Consider the following 14595-nt stretch of genomic DNA (forward strand, 5'->3'; position numbering starts at 1 on the left):
CGTCATGGAGCATGGACGCATCGTCGAGCAATTCAATGCCGACGAGCTCGATGCCAAGATGCCGGTGCTCAACGAGTTGCTCGGGGTGTGAACTTTCGCCACGCCCGTTTTTCGCATCCTTTTCACTTCACTTCTGTTCACCCGGCAACTAAATTTTGCACTGCGGCATAGCGCACCCGCTCAGGGTTATCGTGCAGCATCTGCACGTGTGTCTCGGTGGCCTGCCTGAGCTTATCCTTGGTGCGCACCTGCACGCGCGAGCCCAAGGCGTGCTTGAGATCGGCATTGAGTCTTTCGTCTGGATTGAACCCAGATTGTCCATAAGGCGGCGCTGCGCGCCTACGCGGGTGCTGGCGGACGTCTGGCGGTCATTTTGGCCGCTGCTTCGGCGTCCATGGCACCGGCCATGGACTTCTCACCCGCGACCAAACCGCCTCGCCAGCCGCCTCGCCATCATCCCGCGTCCTCATGAACAATCTGGGTTGAACTCGGGGCTGTAGCTGGGTAAGTAAAACACCTCGATCTGCGCCTCATGCTGGGCAAGCCATGCCTTGACCGGTTTGCTGTGATGTACGCGCAGGTTGTCCAGAATCAAAAACACCTTCTTACCCGCATCCTTGATCAAGGCCTGGAGAAACTCGATCAGTTTGTCCGAATTGAATGCCTCGTCAATGATCATCCAGCGCGTTTTGCCTTGGTTGGTGACGGTGGAGATCATCGAGAGCTTTTGCCGGCTGCCCGCAACGGCATAGGCCACCGGTGTCTGCGCCTTGGGTTGATAGCCACGCCCGCGCACATCGGTGTTCACCACCGCCGTCTCATCGCCCCAGTGAATTTCGGCCTCCTCGGCCTTGGCGCGTTGCGCAATCTTTGGATACTGCTCTTGGAGCCATTGTTTGACGGCCTCAGGACGTTGCTCGTAGGCCTTGGTGATGGGCCTTTGTGGCGTGAAGCCCCAGCGCTTGAGGTATTCGCCCATGGTGCGCACGGGCAGCTCGATGCTGCACTCTTGTTGCACGAGCTGCATCACAGCGGCGCGTGTCCACAGCGCAAACGATAGCTTGAGTTGTTCGGGCCGGTTTTTGCAGATCAAGCGCTGAATGTGCAACTCTTGCTCGGCCGAGAGCTTTCTCTTTTGGCCAACGGCCCGGCCCGTGGGCTTGGGCTTGAGCGCCTTGATGCCGCCGGTTTGCATTACTTTAATGGCGCTGCGCACCGTACCCTGCGCCATCCCCAGCGCGGCAGCGATGTCTTTGACCGGCATGCCCCCTGGTGCAGCCGTACCGCCTGCTTGCGTCTTTCATGCTGCGCTTGCCGCGGCAGCTTGCGTCCGTCTTCTTTGTCCATGTCTTTTAGCTGAGGCCGGATGCTTGAAAATTAACCCTTAGGTGCCTGGTCTATAGTGCGGCTCCGCGACTTTGGTGCGCGCGGCGCAAGCCCGGCGTCTGCGCCAGGCTTTCTCCACTTCCACCACGGCATAGACGAGCAGGGCGGCGCCAAAGCACAGGGCCAGTTCATCCCAACTCAGGGGCTGGGTTTTGAAAATGGGGTTGAGCGCGGGCACGTAGATGGTGGCCAGTTGCAGGGCCAGGGTGAGCAGCACGGCGCCGAGCAGCGGCAGGTTGCTTGCCAGGCCCAGGCGCCACAGGGGCTGGGTTTCGGAGCGGATCGCAAGGATGTGCGCCATCTGCGTGAGCGTGAGCACCGTGAACACCATGGTCTGCCAGTGCGCGTGGCCGGTGTGCAAGGCCCAGGCCTGCACGGCCAGGCACAAGCCGCCGATCAGCAGGCCCACGGCCAGGATGTGTTGCCACATGCCGTGCGCAAACAGGCTCTCGCGCGGGGGGCGGGGAGGGCGGCGCATGATGCCTGCCTCGGCCGGCTCGGCGGCCAGCGCCAGGCCGGGCAGGCCGTCGGTCACGAGGTTGACCCACAGGATGTGGATGGGTTGCAGCGGGATGGGCAGCAGCAGGAAGGGCGCCAGGAAGATGGTCCAGATTTCGCCCGAGTTGCCCGTCATGGCGTAGCGCACGAACTTGCGGATGTTGTCGTAGATGCGCCGGCCTTCGCGCACGGCTGCGACGATGGTGGCAAAGTTGTCGTCGAGCAGCACCAGGCTGCTGGCTTCGCGCGCCACGTCGGTGCCGCCGCGGCCCATGGCCACGCCGATGTCGGCGCGCTTGAGTGCGGGCGCGTCGTTGACGCCGTCGCCCGTCATGGCGACGAAGTGGCCCAGCGCCTGCAGGGCTTCGACGATGCGGATTTTTTGTGCCGGATCGACGCGCGCATAGACGCGCACCTGCTCGACACGTGCGCGCAGCGCGGCGTCGTCGAGCTCGGCAAGCTCCTTGCCCGTGAGCACGGGCGCTTCGGCGCTGGCGACGATGCCCAGGCGCAGGGCGATGGCGCGCGCCGTGGCCGGGTGGTCGCCTGTGATCATCACGGGCACGATGCCGGCGCTCTGGCAGTCGCGCACGGCGGCGGCGGCCTCGGCGCGCGGCGGGTCGATCAGGGCCACGAGGCCGAGGAACTGCAGCGCGTTTTCCACGCCTGCGAGGTCGTTGGTGTCGGGCAGGCGCGCGTGCTCGCGCCGCGCGAGGGCGAGCACGCGCAAGCCTTGTTCGGCCAGGGCGCTCGCGGCGGCGAGTACGGCGGATTTTTCGAGCGCAGCGTCGCCCGAAGGCGTCCATTGGCTGCGGCAGCGCGGCAGCACGGATTCGGGCGCGCCCTTGGTGTAGGCCACGTAGCCAGCGCTTGCACCACCGCCGGGCAGGCGGTGGAAGGTGGTCATGCGTTTGCGGCTGGAGTCGAAGGGCTGCTCCTGCACGCGCGGCAGGGCGGCGTCGAGCGCCACTTTGTCCAGCCCTGCGGACAGCGCTGCGAGCACCAGCGCGGTTTCGGTCGGGTCGCCCAGCCAGGCGCCGTCTTCGTTCCTTTCCTCTTCGGTGCTGTTACCGTTTTCGCCGTTTTCGCCGTTTTCGGCGCTTTTTTGCCGCACGGCATCGTTGCACAGCGCGGCGGCGCGCAGCGCCTCGGCGTGCACGGGGCTGGCGGGCTCGCCGGGGGTCCAGCGTTCGCCGCAGGCCAGCAGCAGCTCGGCGTGCATGCGGTTTTGCGTGAGCGTGCCGGTTTTGTCGGAGCAGATCACGGTGACCGAGCCCAGCGTCTCCACAGCCGGCAGCCGGCGCACGAGCGCGTGGAAGGCCACCATGCGCCGCGCGCCCAGCGCCAGCAGCACCGTGACCACGGCGGGCAGCGCCTCGGGGATCGCGGCCACGGCCAGGCTGATGGCGGTGAGCGCCATGCGCAGCGGGTCTTCGCCGCGCAGCACGCCGGCGGCGAAGATCACCAGGCAGATGCCCAGAATCACCAGCGCCAGCCGGCGGCCAAAAGCGGCAAGGCGGCGCTGCAGCGGCGTGCTGCGGTCTTCGGTGTCGAGCAGCTGCGCGATCTTGCCGAGCTCGGTGTGCATGCCCGTGGCCACGACGAGGCCGCGCGCCCGGCCCAGCGTCGCCGTGGTGCCTTTGTAGGCCATGTTGCTGCGGTCGCCCAAAGCGCCGCCCGTCTGCGGCGGCAGGGGGGCGCTTTGCTTGGCTACGGGCACGGATTCGCCCGTGAGCGCCGATTCGTCCACCTGAAACTGCGCGATCTGCAGCAGGCGCAAGTCGGCCGGGATCTGGTTGCCGGCTTCGAGCAGCACGACGTCGCCCGGCACCAGCGTGTGCGCGGGCACGGTCTGCACCTGACCGCCGCGCAGCACGGTGGCCTGCGCCGCGGCGAGCTGGCGCAAGGCCGCGAGCGCCTGGTCGGCGCGCCAGGCCTGCACGAAGCCGATGACGGCGTTGAGCACCACGATGACCAGGATGACCAGCGTGTCGGTGATCTCGCCCACGAGGCCCGACACCACCGCGGCCGCGAGCAGCACCAGCACCATGAAGTCCTGAAACTGCTCGGCCAGCAGGGCGAGCGCGCTGCGGCGGCGCACCTGGGCCAGGCTGTTGGGGCCGCAGAGCGCGGCGCGGCGCGCGGCCTCTTGCGGGGCCAGGCCCGTGTGCAGATCGACGCCCAAGGCGCGTGCGAGTGCCTCGACGTCGTGCAGGTGGGCGCTTTCGGCCCAGCGTGCGGCGGTTTGCGCCTCGGGCGCGGTCGGGGAATCTGGCGCGCAGGAAGTGGACGTTGGGTTGTGTGTCATGCCTTCCTCGCTTGTCGTCCGACTCGACAGGCTCAGCGGCCTTGTTGCGGGCGTGCCGTGTAAAAGCGCAGCGGCACCTCGTGCTGCTGGGCGCGCGCCTGCTGCAGCACCGGGCGCTTGATTTTGCCCACCACGTGCATTTCGCAGGGCTTGCAGTCGAAGCGCAGTGTGAGCTTTTCGCTGCCGTTGACGAGCGTCAGCGGCTCGGCGCGGATGGTGCCCTGCACGCCCGTGACGCCCTTGGCCTGCTTGGGGCACAGGCTCATCGAATAGCGCACGCAGTGCTTGGTGATCATGAGGCTGACTTCGCCCGTCTCTTCGTGGCTCTCGTAGGCGGCGGCGATGACTTTGACGCCATGTTTGGCGTAAAAGTCGCGCGCCTTGTGGTTGAACACGTTCGCCAGGTAGCTCAGCGTGTCCTCGGGGTAGGGCGCGGGCGGCTGCACGGCCTGCGCGCGCGGCAGGCGCTGCCAGGCGGCGCTGCGCGCGGCTTCGAGCGCGGCGATGGCGTCGCGCCGCAGCTGCTTGGCCAGGCTCGCGGGCACGAACCAGGGGTGCGGCAGGTCGAGCGCCACGTCGAATGCGCTGAAGATGGTGTCGCCGAGCGCACCCAGGGCCGCGCGCAGGCGCTGCGCCGCATCCGCTTCATCTTTAGGAGCTGCATATGCAAGCAGTATCTGCGCTGAGGCCGTATTTCCCTCTTCATCGGTGACCTGCAGGCGCAGCCCGCCCATGTCTTCCTCTTCCTGCAGGCGCAGCCAGACGGCGATGCGGCGCTCGCTCGATTTTTTCTCGAGCATGCGCACCCAGTCCATGTCGCGGTTGCGGTGCAGCGTCGTGCCTTTGCGCAGGTCTTTGCAGCCGGCGACGGCGTCTTTGGGGAACACGCGCCAGGCATTCGCGCCACGCTCTTCGATGCGCTCGGCGCGGTTGATCGCCAGGCCCATGAGCTCCTGCTGCAGGTCGAAGTAGCACAGGCCGTCGCCGTTGTGCAGCACGGTCGTAGCGTCTTCGGTTTCGAGTTCGACGAAGTTCGCGCCGACCTTCGTCACCCAGCCTATGGGCTGGCCGGGGTTCTTGGGCGTGTCGAAGGCGCCTATATCCTGCTGGCGGCCGTGCGTGAAGTAGTCGGTGAAGCCGCGCTGGAAGTTTTGCAGCGGGTCGGGCGTGAAGAAAAAGCGCGTGCGGCCGCTCGAAGCCCTTGCAAGCGGCTGGGCCGAAGTTTCGCTTTCGTCGATCAGGGCGTCGAGCAGCTGGCGGTAGTGCGCCGTGATGTTTTTCACATAGCCCAGGTCTTTGTAGCGCCCCTCGATCTTGAAGCTGCGCACGCCTGCGTCGATGAGTGCGCGCAGGTTGGCGCTCTGGTTGTTGTCCTTGACCGAGAGCACGTGCTTGTCGTGCGCGACGAAGCGGCCCTGCGCGTCCAGCACCTGGTAGGGCAGGCGGCAGGCCTGGCTGCAGTCGCCGCGGTTGGCGCTGCGCCCGGTGTGCGCGTGGCTGATGTAGCACTGTCCGCTGTAGGCCACGCACAGCGCGCCGTGCACGAAGTATTCGAGCGTGCAGCGCTGCGGGTCGGTGGCGGCGCGGATCGCGGCGATCTGCTGCACGTCGAGCTCGCGCGCGAGCACGATCTGCGACAGGCCCGCGTCCTGCAAAAAGCGCGCTTTTTCGGGTGTGCGGATGTCGGTTTGCGTGCTCGCGTGCAACTGGACGGGTGGCAGGTCGAGCTCGAGCAGCCCCATGTCCTGGATGATGAGCGCGTCGGCCCCGGCCTCGTACACCTGCCAGACCATGCGCCGCGCGGCTTCGAGTTCGTCGTCGCGCAAAATGGTGTTGAGCGTGATGAAAATGCGCGCGTTGAAGCGGTGCGCGTGGCGGATCAGGCGCTCCAGGTCGATGATGGGGTTGCCGGCGTTGGCGCGCGCACCGAAGGCCGGGCCGCCGATGTACACGGCATCGGCGCCATGGTCAATGGCCGCAATGCCGATGTCGGCGTCGCGCGCGGGGCTCAGCAGCTCGATCTGATGTGAAAGCAAAGACATGGCGCGGATCGTAAACAGCTTTGAATACCTGAATGCGACGAGCCCCCGCCGACTTGCCGGGCATTTGCGCGGGTGGGTGCGCGCCTGCTTTGATGAGCGCTTTGCCGAGCTGCGCCCCTGCGCCGCGTGGATGTGTCGTGGCGGTGCGCGTACCATGGCTGCTTTATTCGCGTCTGTTTGCAAGGAGGTCTCTCATGCACCGTCGTACCTGGATCGCCCTGGCGCTGGCCGCAGCGGCAGGGTCTGTCGCCGCGCAGGGCTACCCGAACAAGGTCATCAAACTGCAAGTGCCTTTTGCGCCCGGCGGCACGACCGACATCATTGCGCGCGTGATCGCCGATCCGCTCGGGCGCGCGCTGGGGCAGAGCGTGATCGTCGAGAACAAGAGCGGCGGTGGCGGCATCGTGGGCGCCAATGAGACGGCCAAGTCGGCGCCCGACGGCTACACGCTGGGCATCGCCACGGTCTCGACCACGGCGGCAAACCCGGCCATCAACCCCAAGACGCCGTACCACCCGCTGACCGACTTCACGCCCATCACCAACATCGCGGCCACGCCCAACATCATCGCGGTGCACCCGAGCTTTCCGGCCAAGGATTACAAGTCCTTCGTCGCGGCGCTCAAGGCGGCGCCGGGCAAATACTCGTATGCATCCTCGGGCACGGGCGGCATAGGCCATCTGCAGATGGAGCTGTATAAAAACCTCAGCCACACCTTTGTCACGCACATTCCGTACCGCGGCGCGGGGCCGGCGCTCAATGACGTGGTGGCCGGGCAGGTGCCCATCATCTTCGACAACCTGCCCTCGGCGCTGCCCTTCATCAAGGAAAAGCGCCTCGTGCCCATCGTCGTCGCCGCGCCGCAGCGCGTGGCGGCGCTGCCCGACGTGCCCACGTTCAAGGAGGTGGGCCTGGAGCCCGTGAACCGCATGGCCTACTATGGCATCGTCGGCCCCAGGGGCCTGCCCAAGGACGTGGTGGACAAAATCCATGCCGCCACGCGCAAGGCGCTCGAAGACCCGGCCGTGCGCAAGCGCATCGAAGACACGGGCTCCATCATCGTCGGCAACACGCCCGAGCAGTTCGCCGAGCAGATCCGCGCCGAGTACGAGGCCTATAAGCGCGTGGTGGCGCAGCAAAAGCTTTCGCTCGAATAGCGAAAGCGGCAGCGAAATATCGAAGGAATATGCATCAAATATGGCTTTTGCGCAGTATCCACGTGCACAAGCAGCTCCTGAAATGATTGCGCAAAGCCACCTGGCGATAGACGCCTTCATCGACGCCCTGTGGCTCGAGGACGGCCTGGCGCGCAACACGCTCGAGGCCTACCGGCGCGACCTGCGCCTGTACGCCGAGTGGCTCGCGCGCCAACAGCCGCCCATCGGGCTCGACGCCACGGCCGAGCACCACCTGCAGGCCTACTTTGCCGAACGCCACACGCAAAGCCGCGCCACCTCGGCCAACCGGCGCCTGTCGGCGCTGCGGCGCTACTTTCGCTGGGCGCTGCGCGAGCGGCGCATCACGGCCGACCCCACGGCGCGGCTGGACGCCGCGCGCCAGCCGCTGCGCACCCCGCGCACCCTGACGCAGGCGCAGGTAGAGGCGCTGCTGCAGGCGCCCGACGTGGCGGGCGCGCTGGGCCTGCGCGACCGTGCCATGCTCGAGCTGATGTATGCGAGCGGCCTGCGCGTGAGCGAACTCGTGGGCCTCAAGACCTTCCAGATCGCGCTCAGCGACGGCGTGCTGCGCACCCTGGGCAAAGGCGCGAAGGAGCGCATGCTGCCCTTTGGCGATGAGGCCAGGGAATGGCTGCTGCGCTATCTGCAGGACGCGCGCCCCGCGATCCTCGCTGGCCAGCAGAGCGAGGACTTGTTCGTGACGCGCCGCGGCGCCGGCATGACGCGCGTGATGTTCTGGATGATCGTCAAAAAATACGCCGTGCAGGCCGGCATCACCGCGCCGCTCTCGCCCCACACCCTGCGCCACGCCTTCGCCACGCACCTGCTCAACCACGGCGCCGACCTGCGCGCCGTGCAGTTGCTGCTGGGCCATGCGGACATCTCCACCACCACCATCTATACCCACGTGGCGCGCGAGCGCCTCAAGACGCTGCACGCCCAGCACCACCCGCGCGGGTGAACGTTTACTGTGGTCAGGCGTTGAAGGATGAGTGGCGCAGATTTCGCTGATCTGAAATGGAAGATCAAATCGAGCCCAAGCGAAGACCCATCAAGCGCGAGGCGCTCTTGTTTTCGAAGTGATAAAGGACCCACCATGAAAAAACTCACCGCCGGAGCCGTTCTGGCCGCGGCCATGGCCGTGCCTGTATGGGCGCAGGCGCAAGCGGCGTATCTCGCGGCCACCGTCAACCTGCGCGCGGGGCCGGGGCAGGCATATCCCGTCGTCGTCGTGCTGGGTGGCGGACAGACCATCAACGTGCAAGGGTGTCTGAGCGATTACAGCTGGTGCGATGTCATCGCCGGCCCCTACCGCGGCTGGGTGTACGCGGGCTACATCAACTACCCCTACCAAGGGGCCTACGTGCCGGTGCCCGACTACGGCCCGGTCATAGGCATAGGCATCATCAGCTTCACCCTGGGCGCCTACTGGCACGACCACTACCGTGACCGGCCCTGGTATCACGAGCGCGATCGTTGGGAGCATCGCTCTTTTGACGACCACTCGGGCTACTACCGCCGTCCGCCTGGCGACTACCGCACCGATCACTCCGACCACTCCGACCACTCCGACCACTCCGACCACTCCGACCGCATCGCCCCGCCCGGATACCGTCCTGCGCCCCCGGGCTACCGTCCGCCGCATGGAGACAATCGCCCAGACCACACGCGTCCCCCGCAGCCAGCGCCTGGAATGCAGCCGCCGCCGCAATACCCGCAGCACCGTGAGCCTCCTGGGCGGGGCCAGTACCGCACCGCACCCAACGCTCCCGAGGCCCACCCCCAAGACCGCGGCTACCGTCCAGCGCCGCCCTCGGCCCCGCGCGGCCCTGAAAATGTGCGCCCCATGCCGCCAGGCCAAGAAGGACGTGGGCCGGAGCGGGCAAACCCCGGGCAAGACCGCAGGCCGGACCGCGGGAGCCACGGGCCCGAGCGTGGCAACCCTGGAGATGAGCGTGGAAGCCCCGGATTCGGAAACCGTGGGCATTGATGATGCGGTCGGCGGGTTTGCCCGCTCGCGCATGAAACCGTGCGCTCCAGGCCTCTTTCGACCTTGCATGCTTTCGTTGTATGAATAAATAGGGAAAATTTCCCGTTATTTGTGGTTCAATACGGACTCCTATGTTGTGGGAGTCTTGTCATGGAATTTTTGAACCTTGTTGGGGTTTGGTGCCGCTGGGGGCGCGCCTGGTGGTGGGGTGTGGCTGTTCTATGGGGTCTGGGGGGCGGTGCCGCACAGGCGGCTGACGAGTTTTTGCCGCCTGAGCAGGCCCTGGCGTTTTCTGCCACGGCGGTCGATGGGCGCACCGTGCACTTGCACTGGGCCATCGCGCCTGGCTACCACCTGTACCGCGACCGCATCAGCGTGCAGGCCGATGCGCCCGGTGTGCGCTGGGAAAAGCTGGCCCTGCCCGCGGGGGTGGAAGAATTCGACAGCAATTTCAACAAGACGGTGGCGGTCTATCGGCAGACGCTGGATGTGGACCTGCACCTGACGGAAGGCCGGGCCAGCGTTCCCATCACCGTGGGCTGGCAAGGCTGCGCCGACGCCGGGCTTTGCTATCCGCCCGACAGTGCGCAATTGCAAGTGGAGCTGACGGGCTTGGGCGCTGCACGCAATGGCATCGTGCGCGCGGGTGCCGCTGCCGACCCGCAGGCCGGGGCCGCGGCGGAACCGCCAGCGCCTGCATCGCCTGTGCGCAAGCTTGCAGAAGAAAAACGGGCGCCAGCGCAGGCGCAGAAGGCGCAGGAAGCTACTGATTCAATAGCTTCCGCGCTGGCCTCCGGCAGCTTGCTGCGCACCATGGGGGTGTTTTTGCTGGCAGGGCTGCTGCTGGCCTTCACGCCCTGTGTGCTGCCCATGGTGCCGATCTTGTCCTCGTTGATCGTGGGCCAAACCGGTACGGTGAGCCGCAGCAAGGGCTTTGTCTTGTCATTGGCTTATGCCTTGGGCATGGCGCTGGTGTATGCCGGCTTTGGCGTGGCGGCCGGGTTGGCGGGCGAGGGGCTGGCCGCGGCTTTGCAAAACCCGTGGGTGCTGGGCGGCTTCGCCCTGCTGCTGTCGACGCTGGCGCTGTCGATGTTCGGCTTTTACGAACTGCAGATGCCCAGTGCGATCCAGAGCCGTGCGACGCAATGGTCGAACGGCTTTCAGGGCGGCTCTTTGCTCGGGGTGTTTCTCATGGGCGGCATTTCGGCGCTAGTGGTGGGGCCTTGCGTGGCCGCGCCGCTTGCCGGGGCACTGATTTACATCAGCCGAACGCGCGACGTGGTGCTCGGTGGCCTGGCGCTGTTTTCCATGGCCATGGGCATGAGCGTGCCGCTGCTGCTCGTGGGCCTGTCGGCAGGCAGCCTGCTGCCGCGTGCCGGCGTCTGGATGGAGCGCGTCAAGCAGGTGTTCGGCATGATGCTGCTGGGAGTGGCCATCTGGATGGTGTCGCCGGTGCTGCCAGCCGCCGTGCACATGCTCGTGTGGGCCGTGTGGCTGCTGATCGGCGCGGCCTTGCTGGGCGTGTTCGGCGCGGGCACGCTGCAGCATGTGCCGGTGGCGGCGCGTTCGGCAGGTGTCTTTCTGCTGGCGCTTTCCGGGCTGCTGCTGGTGGGCGCGGCATCGGGTGGGCAATCAGTGCTGCAGCCGCTGGCGCACTGGAAGGCGGCCCCTGCCGGCGCAGGCAGTGTGGCTACGACCGCCCGCGAGGGGCTGCGGTTCGAGCGCGTGGCCACGCGGCGCGAGCTGGATGCGCTGCTGGCGCAGGCCCACCAGTCCGGCCAGAAGGTGATGCTCGATTTTTATGCCGACTGGTGCGTGGCCTGCAAGGAATTCGAGACTTTCACCTTCAGCGACCCCGAAGTGCAGAAAAGCCTGGCCTCGGTGCGTCTGCTGCAAGTCGATGTCACGGCCAACAATGCAGAGGACAAGGCCTTGCTCAAGCGCTTCGACCTGTTTGGGCCGCCCGGCGTGGTGTTTTTCGATGGCGCAGCGCAGGGCGCCCTGATCCATAAGGTCGTGGGCTACCAGGCGCCCACGGACTTTCTGGCCTCGCTGGGCAAGGCGCGCATACGGTAGGGAATGGCGCCAGGGCAGAGGGCCTGCTACCGCCATGCCCTGCTGTGCGCCATGCGGGAGTCAGTGATCGAATTCCAGTTCGGTCACCTGCAGCACGCTCCCAGCCAGGCTTCCTTTGAGCTGCACGCGCACACCCGTGCGCAGGTCGGCCAGGGTTCCGTTTTGGAGCAAGGCTTTCGATGCGTCGCAGCGCTGGCTGCGCACGATGAAATCCGTCGCGTTGACGTATTGCTCCACGTAGCCCGTGAGTTCGAGCGTGTATTCGGTTTCCTGATCTTCGATCTCGATCGAGCGGGCCAGCAATACGCCTGACTGCCAGACCCCATGCACATCCAGCCGTGTGCCCACGGCAAGGGCGGCGCCTGTGGGCTGCGCCGTGGCCTGGCTGGCATCGACTTCGACGTCGCCGAGCTTGAAGCGTGTGGTGGAGAGGACTGCCGTCACCACCCCTTCGATTTCCGCTTCACCCGTGGGCGCGGTGGGGCCTTGCGTGAGTCCTTGCAGGCTGGCCTGCTGCACCTGCAAAGTGCTGCCATCGCTGGAAAGGTTGCCTTGCACGCGCACCAGCTGTCCCGCCTGAAGTGCCTGGGCTGCCGTGCCGGCAAGACGCAGTCCATTCACGTAGCGCACGTCCCCGATGACTTGCACCAGGCCCGTGCTTACCAAGGAGGACGCTGGCATCGTGGGGGCCAGTGCCACACGGGTGGCAGTCCAGCGGCTTGCGCTGGCATCGGCCTGCAGGCCCCAGACCGTCACCCGCTGCCCGGCGCTCAGCGCCGCCATCGAATCCAAGCCGTCGAGCACCGTGTTGGCATTCGTGGTTACCGTGATGCCGGCCACGGTGAAAACCCCTCCTGGCAGCACGCTGCCGACGATCCCCTGCGCGACCGACCACGCGGCGATGCTGCGGGCCGTGCCCTGCGTCAGGTCTGCGCCGCGCTCGCCCTGCACGTCGATCACCATGCCCAGGCGCAGCGCGCTCGAGCTGCCGCTGATGCCATCGACCTGCACGCTTGCCGCGCTGTCGTCGAAACGGATGCCGTTGACGATCACGCTGCCGAAGCCGGCGATGAACCCCCGGGCGAACACCGCGGCGATCTGCCCCGTGCCGCCGGTGCCGGGCAGCAGACCGGCCACGCCCACGGCCACGCCGCCGCCGCAGCCGGATAGCGTGCCCAGCGCCCCGCCGAGCGTTGCTGCACTGGTGAACTGCAGCCATTGGCGCCGGCTCCAGGGGTTTTTGTCTTCAGGTCGGGTCATTTCGTTTTTTCCTTTTTTTCGCGCCTGTTTCGGGTGCGGGCGGGTGTTCCGTTTCTTGATGGAAATAGACCCCGAACCGCACCCTTTGCGGCAGCGCAGCCTCCTCGCTGCGCTGCTCGGCGACCGTGGCACTTTGCAGAAATCGTTGCAGGCAGTCCGCCCAGAGGCGCCGGGCCTGCTGGTGCAGTGCCTCGGCCTGTTCTGCGGACAGCCCTTGTGAAAAAGCGCTTTGCTCCAGCAGCAGCGGTGCGCTGCGGTGCGGGCTGAGATTGTGCACGGCCGTGGCCAGGTGGGCGCTGACGTTGGCCGCGAGAAAGTGAAACGACTCTGCCAAACCTTCCTGCGGCACGAAGGCCGCCGACTGGAGCTCGGCATAGCCATCTTCGCGCAGTGTCACCACGCCCAGACGCACGAGCTCGTCGAGCACTGCGCGCGCCCCGAGGTCGCGGCTGACTTCGGCGACCAGCATGCTGAAGTCGGGCTCGCCGGGCCTGCCGCGTCCCGGTGTGCGCGCCAGCGGGCGCACCGAGTGGTCGGCGTTCAGAAAGCGCGGGTCGCTGATCCAGCGCGCCACCACGGCTGCGGCCAGCGGCACCATGTGCGTGGCGGGCGGAGATTGCGGGGCTTCGCGCAGGCGCTTGACGTCCTTGCGATGCACCCCCGTAAGCAGGGCCACACGGGTGTCCGAACTGCCCTTGTCATCGAGCGCAAAGGTGCTCAGGGCCTCGTCCACCAGAGCCTTTTTCAGCAACTCGACCATGACAGGCAGTTGCAGGCCGTGATCGATCATCAGCCGCGCGAGCGGCCGCAGCACCTCGGCGATGGCTTGCGCTGCCAGGGAGGGCTCTGGCGGGCCAGTGCCTGCCGGCGTCTCGGTCGGAGGGGATGGATCGGTCATAGGGCTGTAGCTCGGGAGGGCTAGGCACATATGGTACCCGCACAAACAATTACACAATGGTTTTGGGTTTTTTTACCGAAATTCTGTGTGGACTATTGACGGGTACGCGCATTTCGCGGATATTTGCGGGAAATTTTCCCAAGTTGTGCTTTCTGCGCAGGTTTCACTTTCCCCAAGGAGCGCGAGTCCCATGAAAAAAGCCATTGCAAAAACCCTTTCCCTGACCCTGGTGGCCGTGCTCGGCCTGCCGGCGCTGGCGGTCGAAGTCGGCCAGCCGGCGCCCGATTTCGAATTGCCGGGCCGGGCCGGCACGGTGCGCCTGAGCGACTACAAGGGCAAGACGGTGTATCTGGATTTCTGGGCCTCGTGGTGCGGCCCCTGCAAGCAGTCGTTCCCCTGGATGAACGAGCTGCAAAGCCGCTACGCAGCCAAAGGGCTGCAGGTGGTGGGGATCAACGTCGATCAGAAGGCGGGCGATGCCCAGGCCTTCCTCAAGGACGTGCCGGCGAACTTCGACGTGGCTTTCGATGCCGCTGGCAAAAGCCCGCGCCTCTATGCCATCAAGGGCATGCCCACTTCGGTGTTGATCGGCCCCGACGGCAAGGTGCTCAGCATGCACAGCGGCTTCAAGAGTGAGAGTCGCGCCGAACTGGAGCAGCAGATCAAGCAAGCCCTGCGCATTTCCAACTGAAGGCGCGGCAAGACCATGAAAAACGCCATCGTGAACTTGCTTGCGCTCACCTCCCTGTCGTGGCTCGGCGGGTGCAGCCAACTCGGCCCTCTGGAGCAGCTGGGACAGGTGAGCCCGTGGGAGAAGGGGCATCTCGCGCAGCCCAGCATGACTTTCGAAGCCGATCCGCTGGACCAGCGCTTCGTGCAGCACATCTACGGCAGCAAAGAGAGCTCCAGCGGCGGTTACGGCGTGGGTGGCGGCGGCTGTGGTTGCAACTGAGCGGGGG

10 protein-coding genes and 2 pseudogenes are annotated in these 14595 nt (G+C 66.3%); 7 read left to right on the forward strand and 5 right to left on the reverse strand.

Features of this window, described 5'->3' with window-relative positions; all coding sequences use genetic code 11:
* Positions 1-91: pseudogene (locus PYV55_RS09180) on the forward strand (ABC transporter ATP-binding protein); the annotation flags it as partial.
* Between the two features lie 384 nt (positions 92-475).
* Here PYV55_RS09180 and PYV55_RS09185 read toward each other — a convergent pair.
* From PYV55_RS09185 to PYV55_RS09195, 3 genes and pseudogenes are all read right to left on the reverse strand, one after another.
* A pseudogene (locus tag PYV55_RS09185) lies at positions 476-1347 on the reverse strand (IS630 family transposase); the annotation flags it as partial.
* Positions 1348-1384: 37 nt separating this feature from the next.
* A complete protein-coding gene (locus tag PYV55_RS09190; protein WP_275850379.1) occupies positions 1385-4192 on the reverse strand; it encodes a cation-translocating P-type ATPase in 2808 nt (935 codons plus the stop codon).
* 32 nt (positions 4193-4224) lie between these two features.
* On the reverse strand, positions 4225-6234 hold the full coding sequence (locus PYV55_RS09195) for a peptidase U32 family protein (RefSeq protein ID WP_275850380.1): 2010 nt from the start codon (positions 6232-6234) through the stop codon (positions 4225-4227).
* Positions 6235-6428: 194 nt separating this feature from the next.
* Between PYV55_RS09195 and PYV55_RS09200 the strand changes: the two genes are divergently transcribed.
* The 4 genes from PYV55_RS09200 to dsbD all read left to right on the forward strand — a co-directional run bounded on the left by PYV55_RS09200 (position 6429) and on the right by dsbD (position 11478).
* Positions 6429-7391: a tripartite tricarboxylate transporter substrate binding protein BugE gene (locus tag PYV55_RS09200; RefSeq protein WP_275850381.1), complete on the forward strand. Its 963-nt coding sequence runs from the start codon at positions 6429-6431 to the stop codon at positions 7389-7391.
* A gap of 82 nt (positions 7392-7473) precedes the next feature.
* The gene (xerD, locus tag PYV55_RS09205) at positions 7474-8373 is read left to right on the forward strand and encodes a site-specific tyrosine recombinase XerD (RefSeq protein ID WP_275850382.1); all 900 of its coding nucleotides are present in this window, start codon (positions 7474-7476) and stop codon (positions 8371-8373) included.
* Between the two features lie 135 nt (positions 8374-8508).
* The gene (locus tag PYV55_RS09210; protein WP_275850383.1) at positions 8509-9402 is read left to right on the forward strand and encodes an SH3 domain-containing protein; all 894 of its coding nucleotides are present in this window, start codon (positions 8509-8511) and stop codon (positions 9400-9402) included.
* A gap of 150 nt (positions 9403-9552) precedes the next feature.
* Complete coding sequence (gene dsbD / locus PYV55_RS09215; protein WP_275850384.1) at positions 9553-11478, forward strand: protein-disulfide reductase DsbD; 1926 nt, start codon at positions 9553-9555, stop codon at positions 11476-11478.
* 60 nt (positions 11479-11538) lie between these two features.
* Here the strand turns inward: dsbD and PYV55_RS09220 are convergent, their stop codons facing one another.
* A complete protein-coding gene (locus PYV55_RS09220) occupies positions 11539-12738 on the reverse strand; it encodes a DUF5666 domain-containing protein (RefSeq protein WP_275850385.1) in 1200 nt (399 codons plus the stop codon).
* Positions 12725-13636 carry a DUF6502 family protein gene (locus PYV55_RS09225; protein WP_275850386.1) on the reverse strand — a complete coding sequence of 304 codons (912 nt, stop codon included), beginning with the start codon at positions 13634-13636 and terminating at the stop codon, positions 12725-12727. The genes PYV55_RS09220 and PYV55_RS09225 overlap by 14 nt, the downstream gene beginning before the upstream one ends.
* 190 nt (positions 13637-13826) lie before the next feature.
* Here PYV55_RS09225 and PYV55_RS09230 point away from each other — a divergent pair, with 190 nt between their 5' ends.
* Positions 13827-14327, forward strand: a complete 501-nt coding sequence (locus PYV55_RS09230) for a TlpA family protein disulfide reductase (RefSeq protein WP_275850387.1) — start codon at positions 13827-13829, stop codon at positions 14325-14327.
* Positions 14328-14342: 15 nt separating this feature from the next.
* Positions 14343-14588, forward strand: a complete 246-nt coding sequence (locus PYV55_RS09235; protein ID WP_275850389.1) for a DUF4266 domain-containing protein — start codon at positions 14343-14345, stop codon at positions 14586-14588.
* The last annotated feature ends 7 nt before the right edge of the window (positions 14589-14595 follow it).

Origin of the sequence: Extensimonas soli (genome assembly GCF_029211265.1) — a bacterium.
GTDB classification, from domain to species: domain Bacteria; phylum Pseudomonadota; class Gammaproteobacteria; order Burkholderiales; family Burkholderiaceae_C; genus Extensimonas; species Extensimonas soli.

Coding starts and splice junctions, on each gene's coding strand:
- PYV55_RS09190 (WP_275850379.1), bottom strand. CDS start 4,192: ATGACACACAACCCAACGTCCACTTCCTGCGCGCCAGATTCCCCGACC.
- PYV55_RS09195 (WP_275850380.1), bottom strand. CDS start 6,234: ATGTCTTTGCTTTCACATCAGATCGAGCTGCTGAGCCCCGCGCGCGAC.
- PYV55_RS09200 (WP_275850381.1), top strand. CDS start 6,429: ATGCACCGTCGTACCTGGATCGCCCTGGCGCTGGCCGCAGCGGCAGGG.
- xerD (WP_275850382.1), top strand. CDS start 7,474: ATGATTGCGCAAAGCCACCTGGCGATAGACGCCTTCATCGACGCCCTG.
- PYV55_RS09210 (WP_275850383.1), top strand. CDS start 8,509: ATGAAAAAACTCACCGCCGGAGCCGTTCTGGCCGCGGCCATGGCCGTG.
- dsbD (WP_275850384.1), top strand. CDS start 9,553: ATGGAATTTTTGAACCTTGTTGGGGTTTGGTGCCGCTGGGGGCGCGCC.
- PYV55_RS09220 (WP_275850385.1), bottom strand. CDS start 12,738: ATGACCCGACCTGAAGACAAAAACCCCTGGAGCCGGCGCCAATGGCTG.
- PYV55_RS09225 (WP_275850386.1), bottom strand. CDS start 13,636: ATGACCGATCCATCCCCTCCGACCGAGACGCCGGCAGGCACTGGCCCG.
- PYV55_RS09230 (WP_275850387.1), top strand. CDS start 13,827: ATGAAAAAAGCCATTGCAAAAACCCTTTCCCTGACCCTGGTGGCCGTG.
- PYV55_RS09235 (WP_275850389.1), top strand. CDS start 14,343: ATGAAAAACGCCATCGTGAACTTGCTTGCGCTCACCTCCCTGTCGTGG.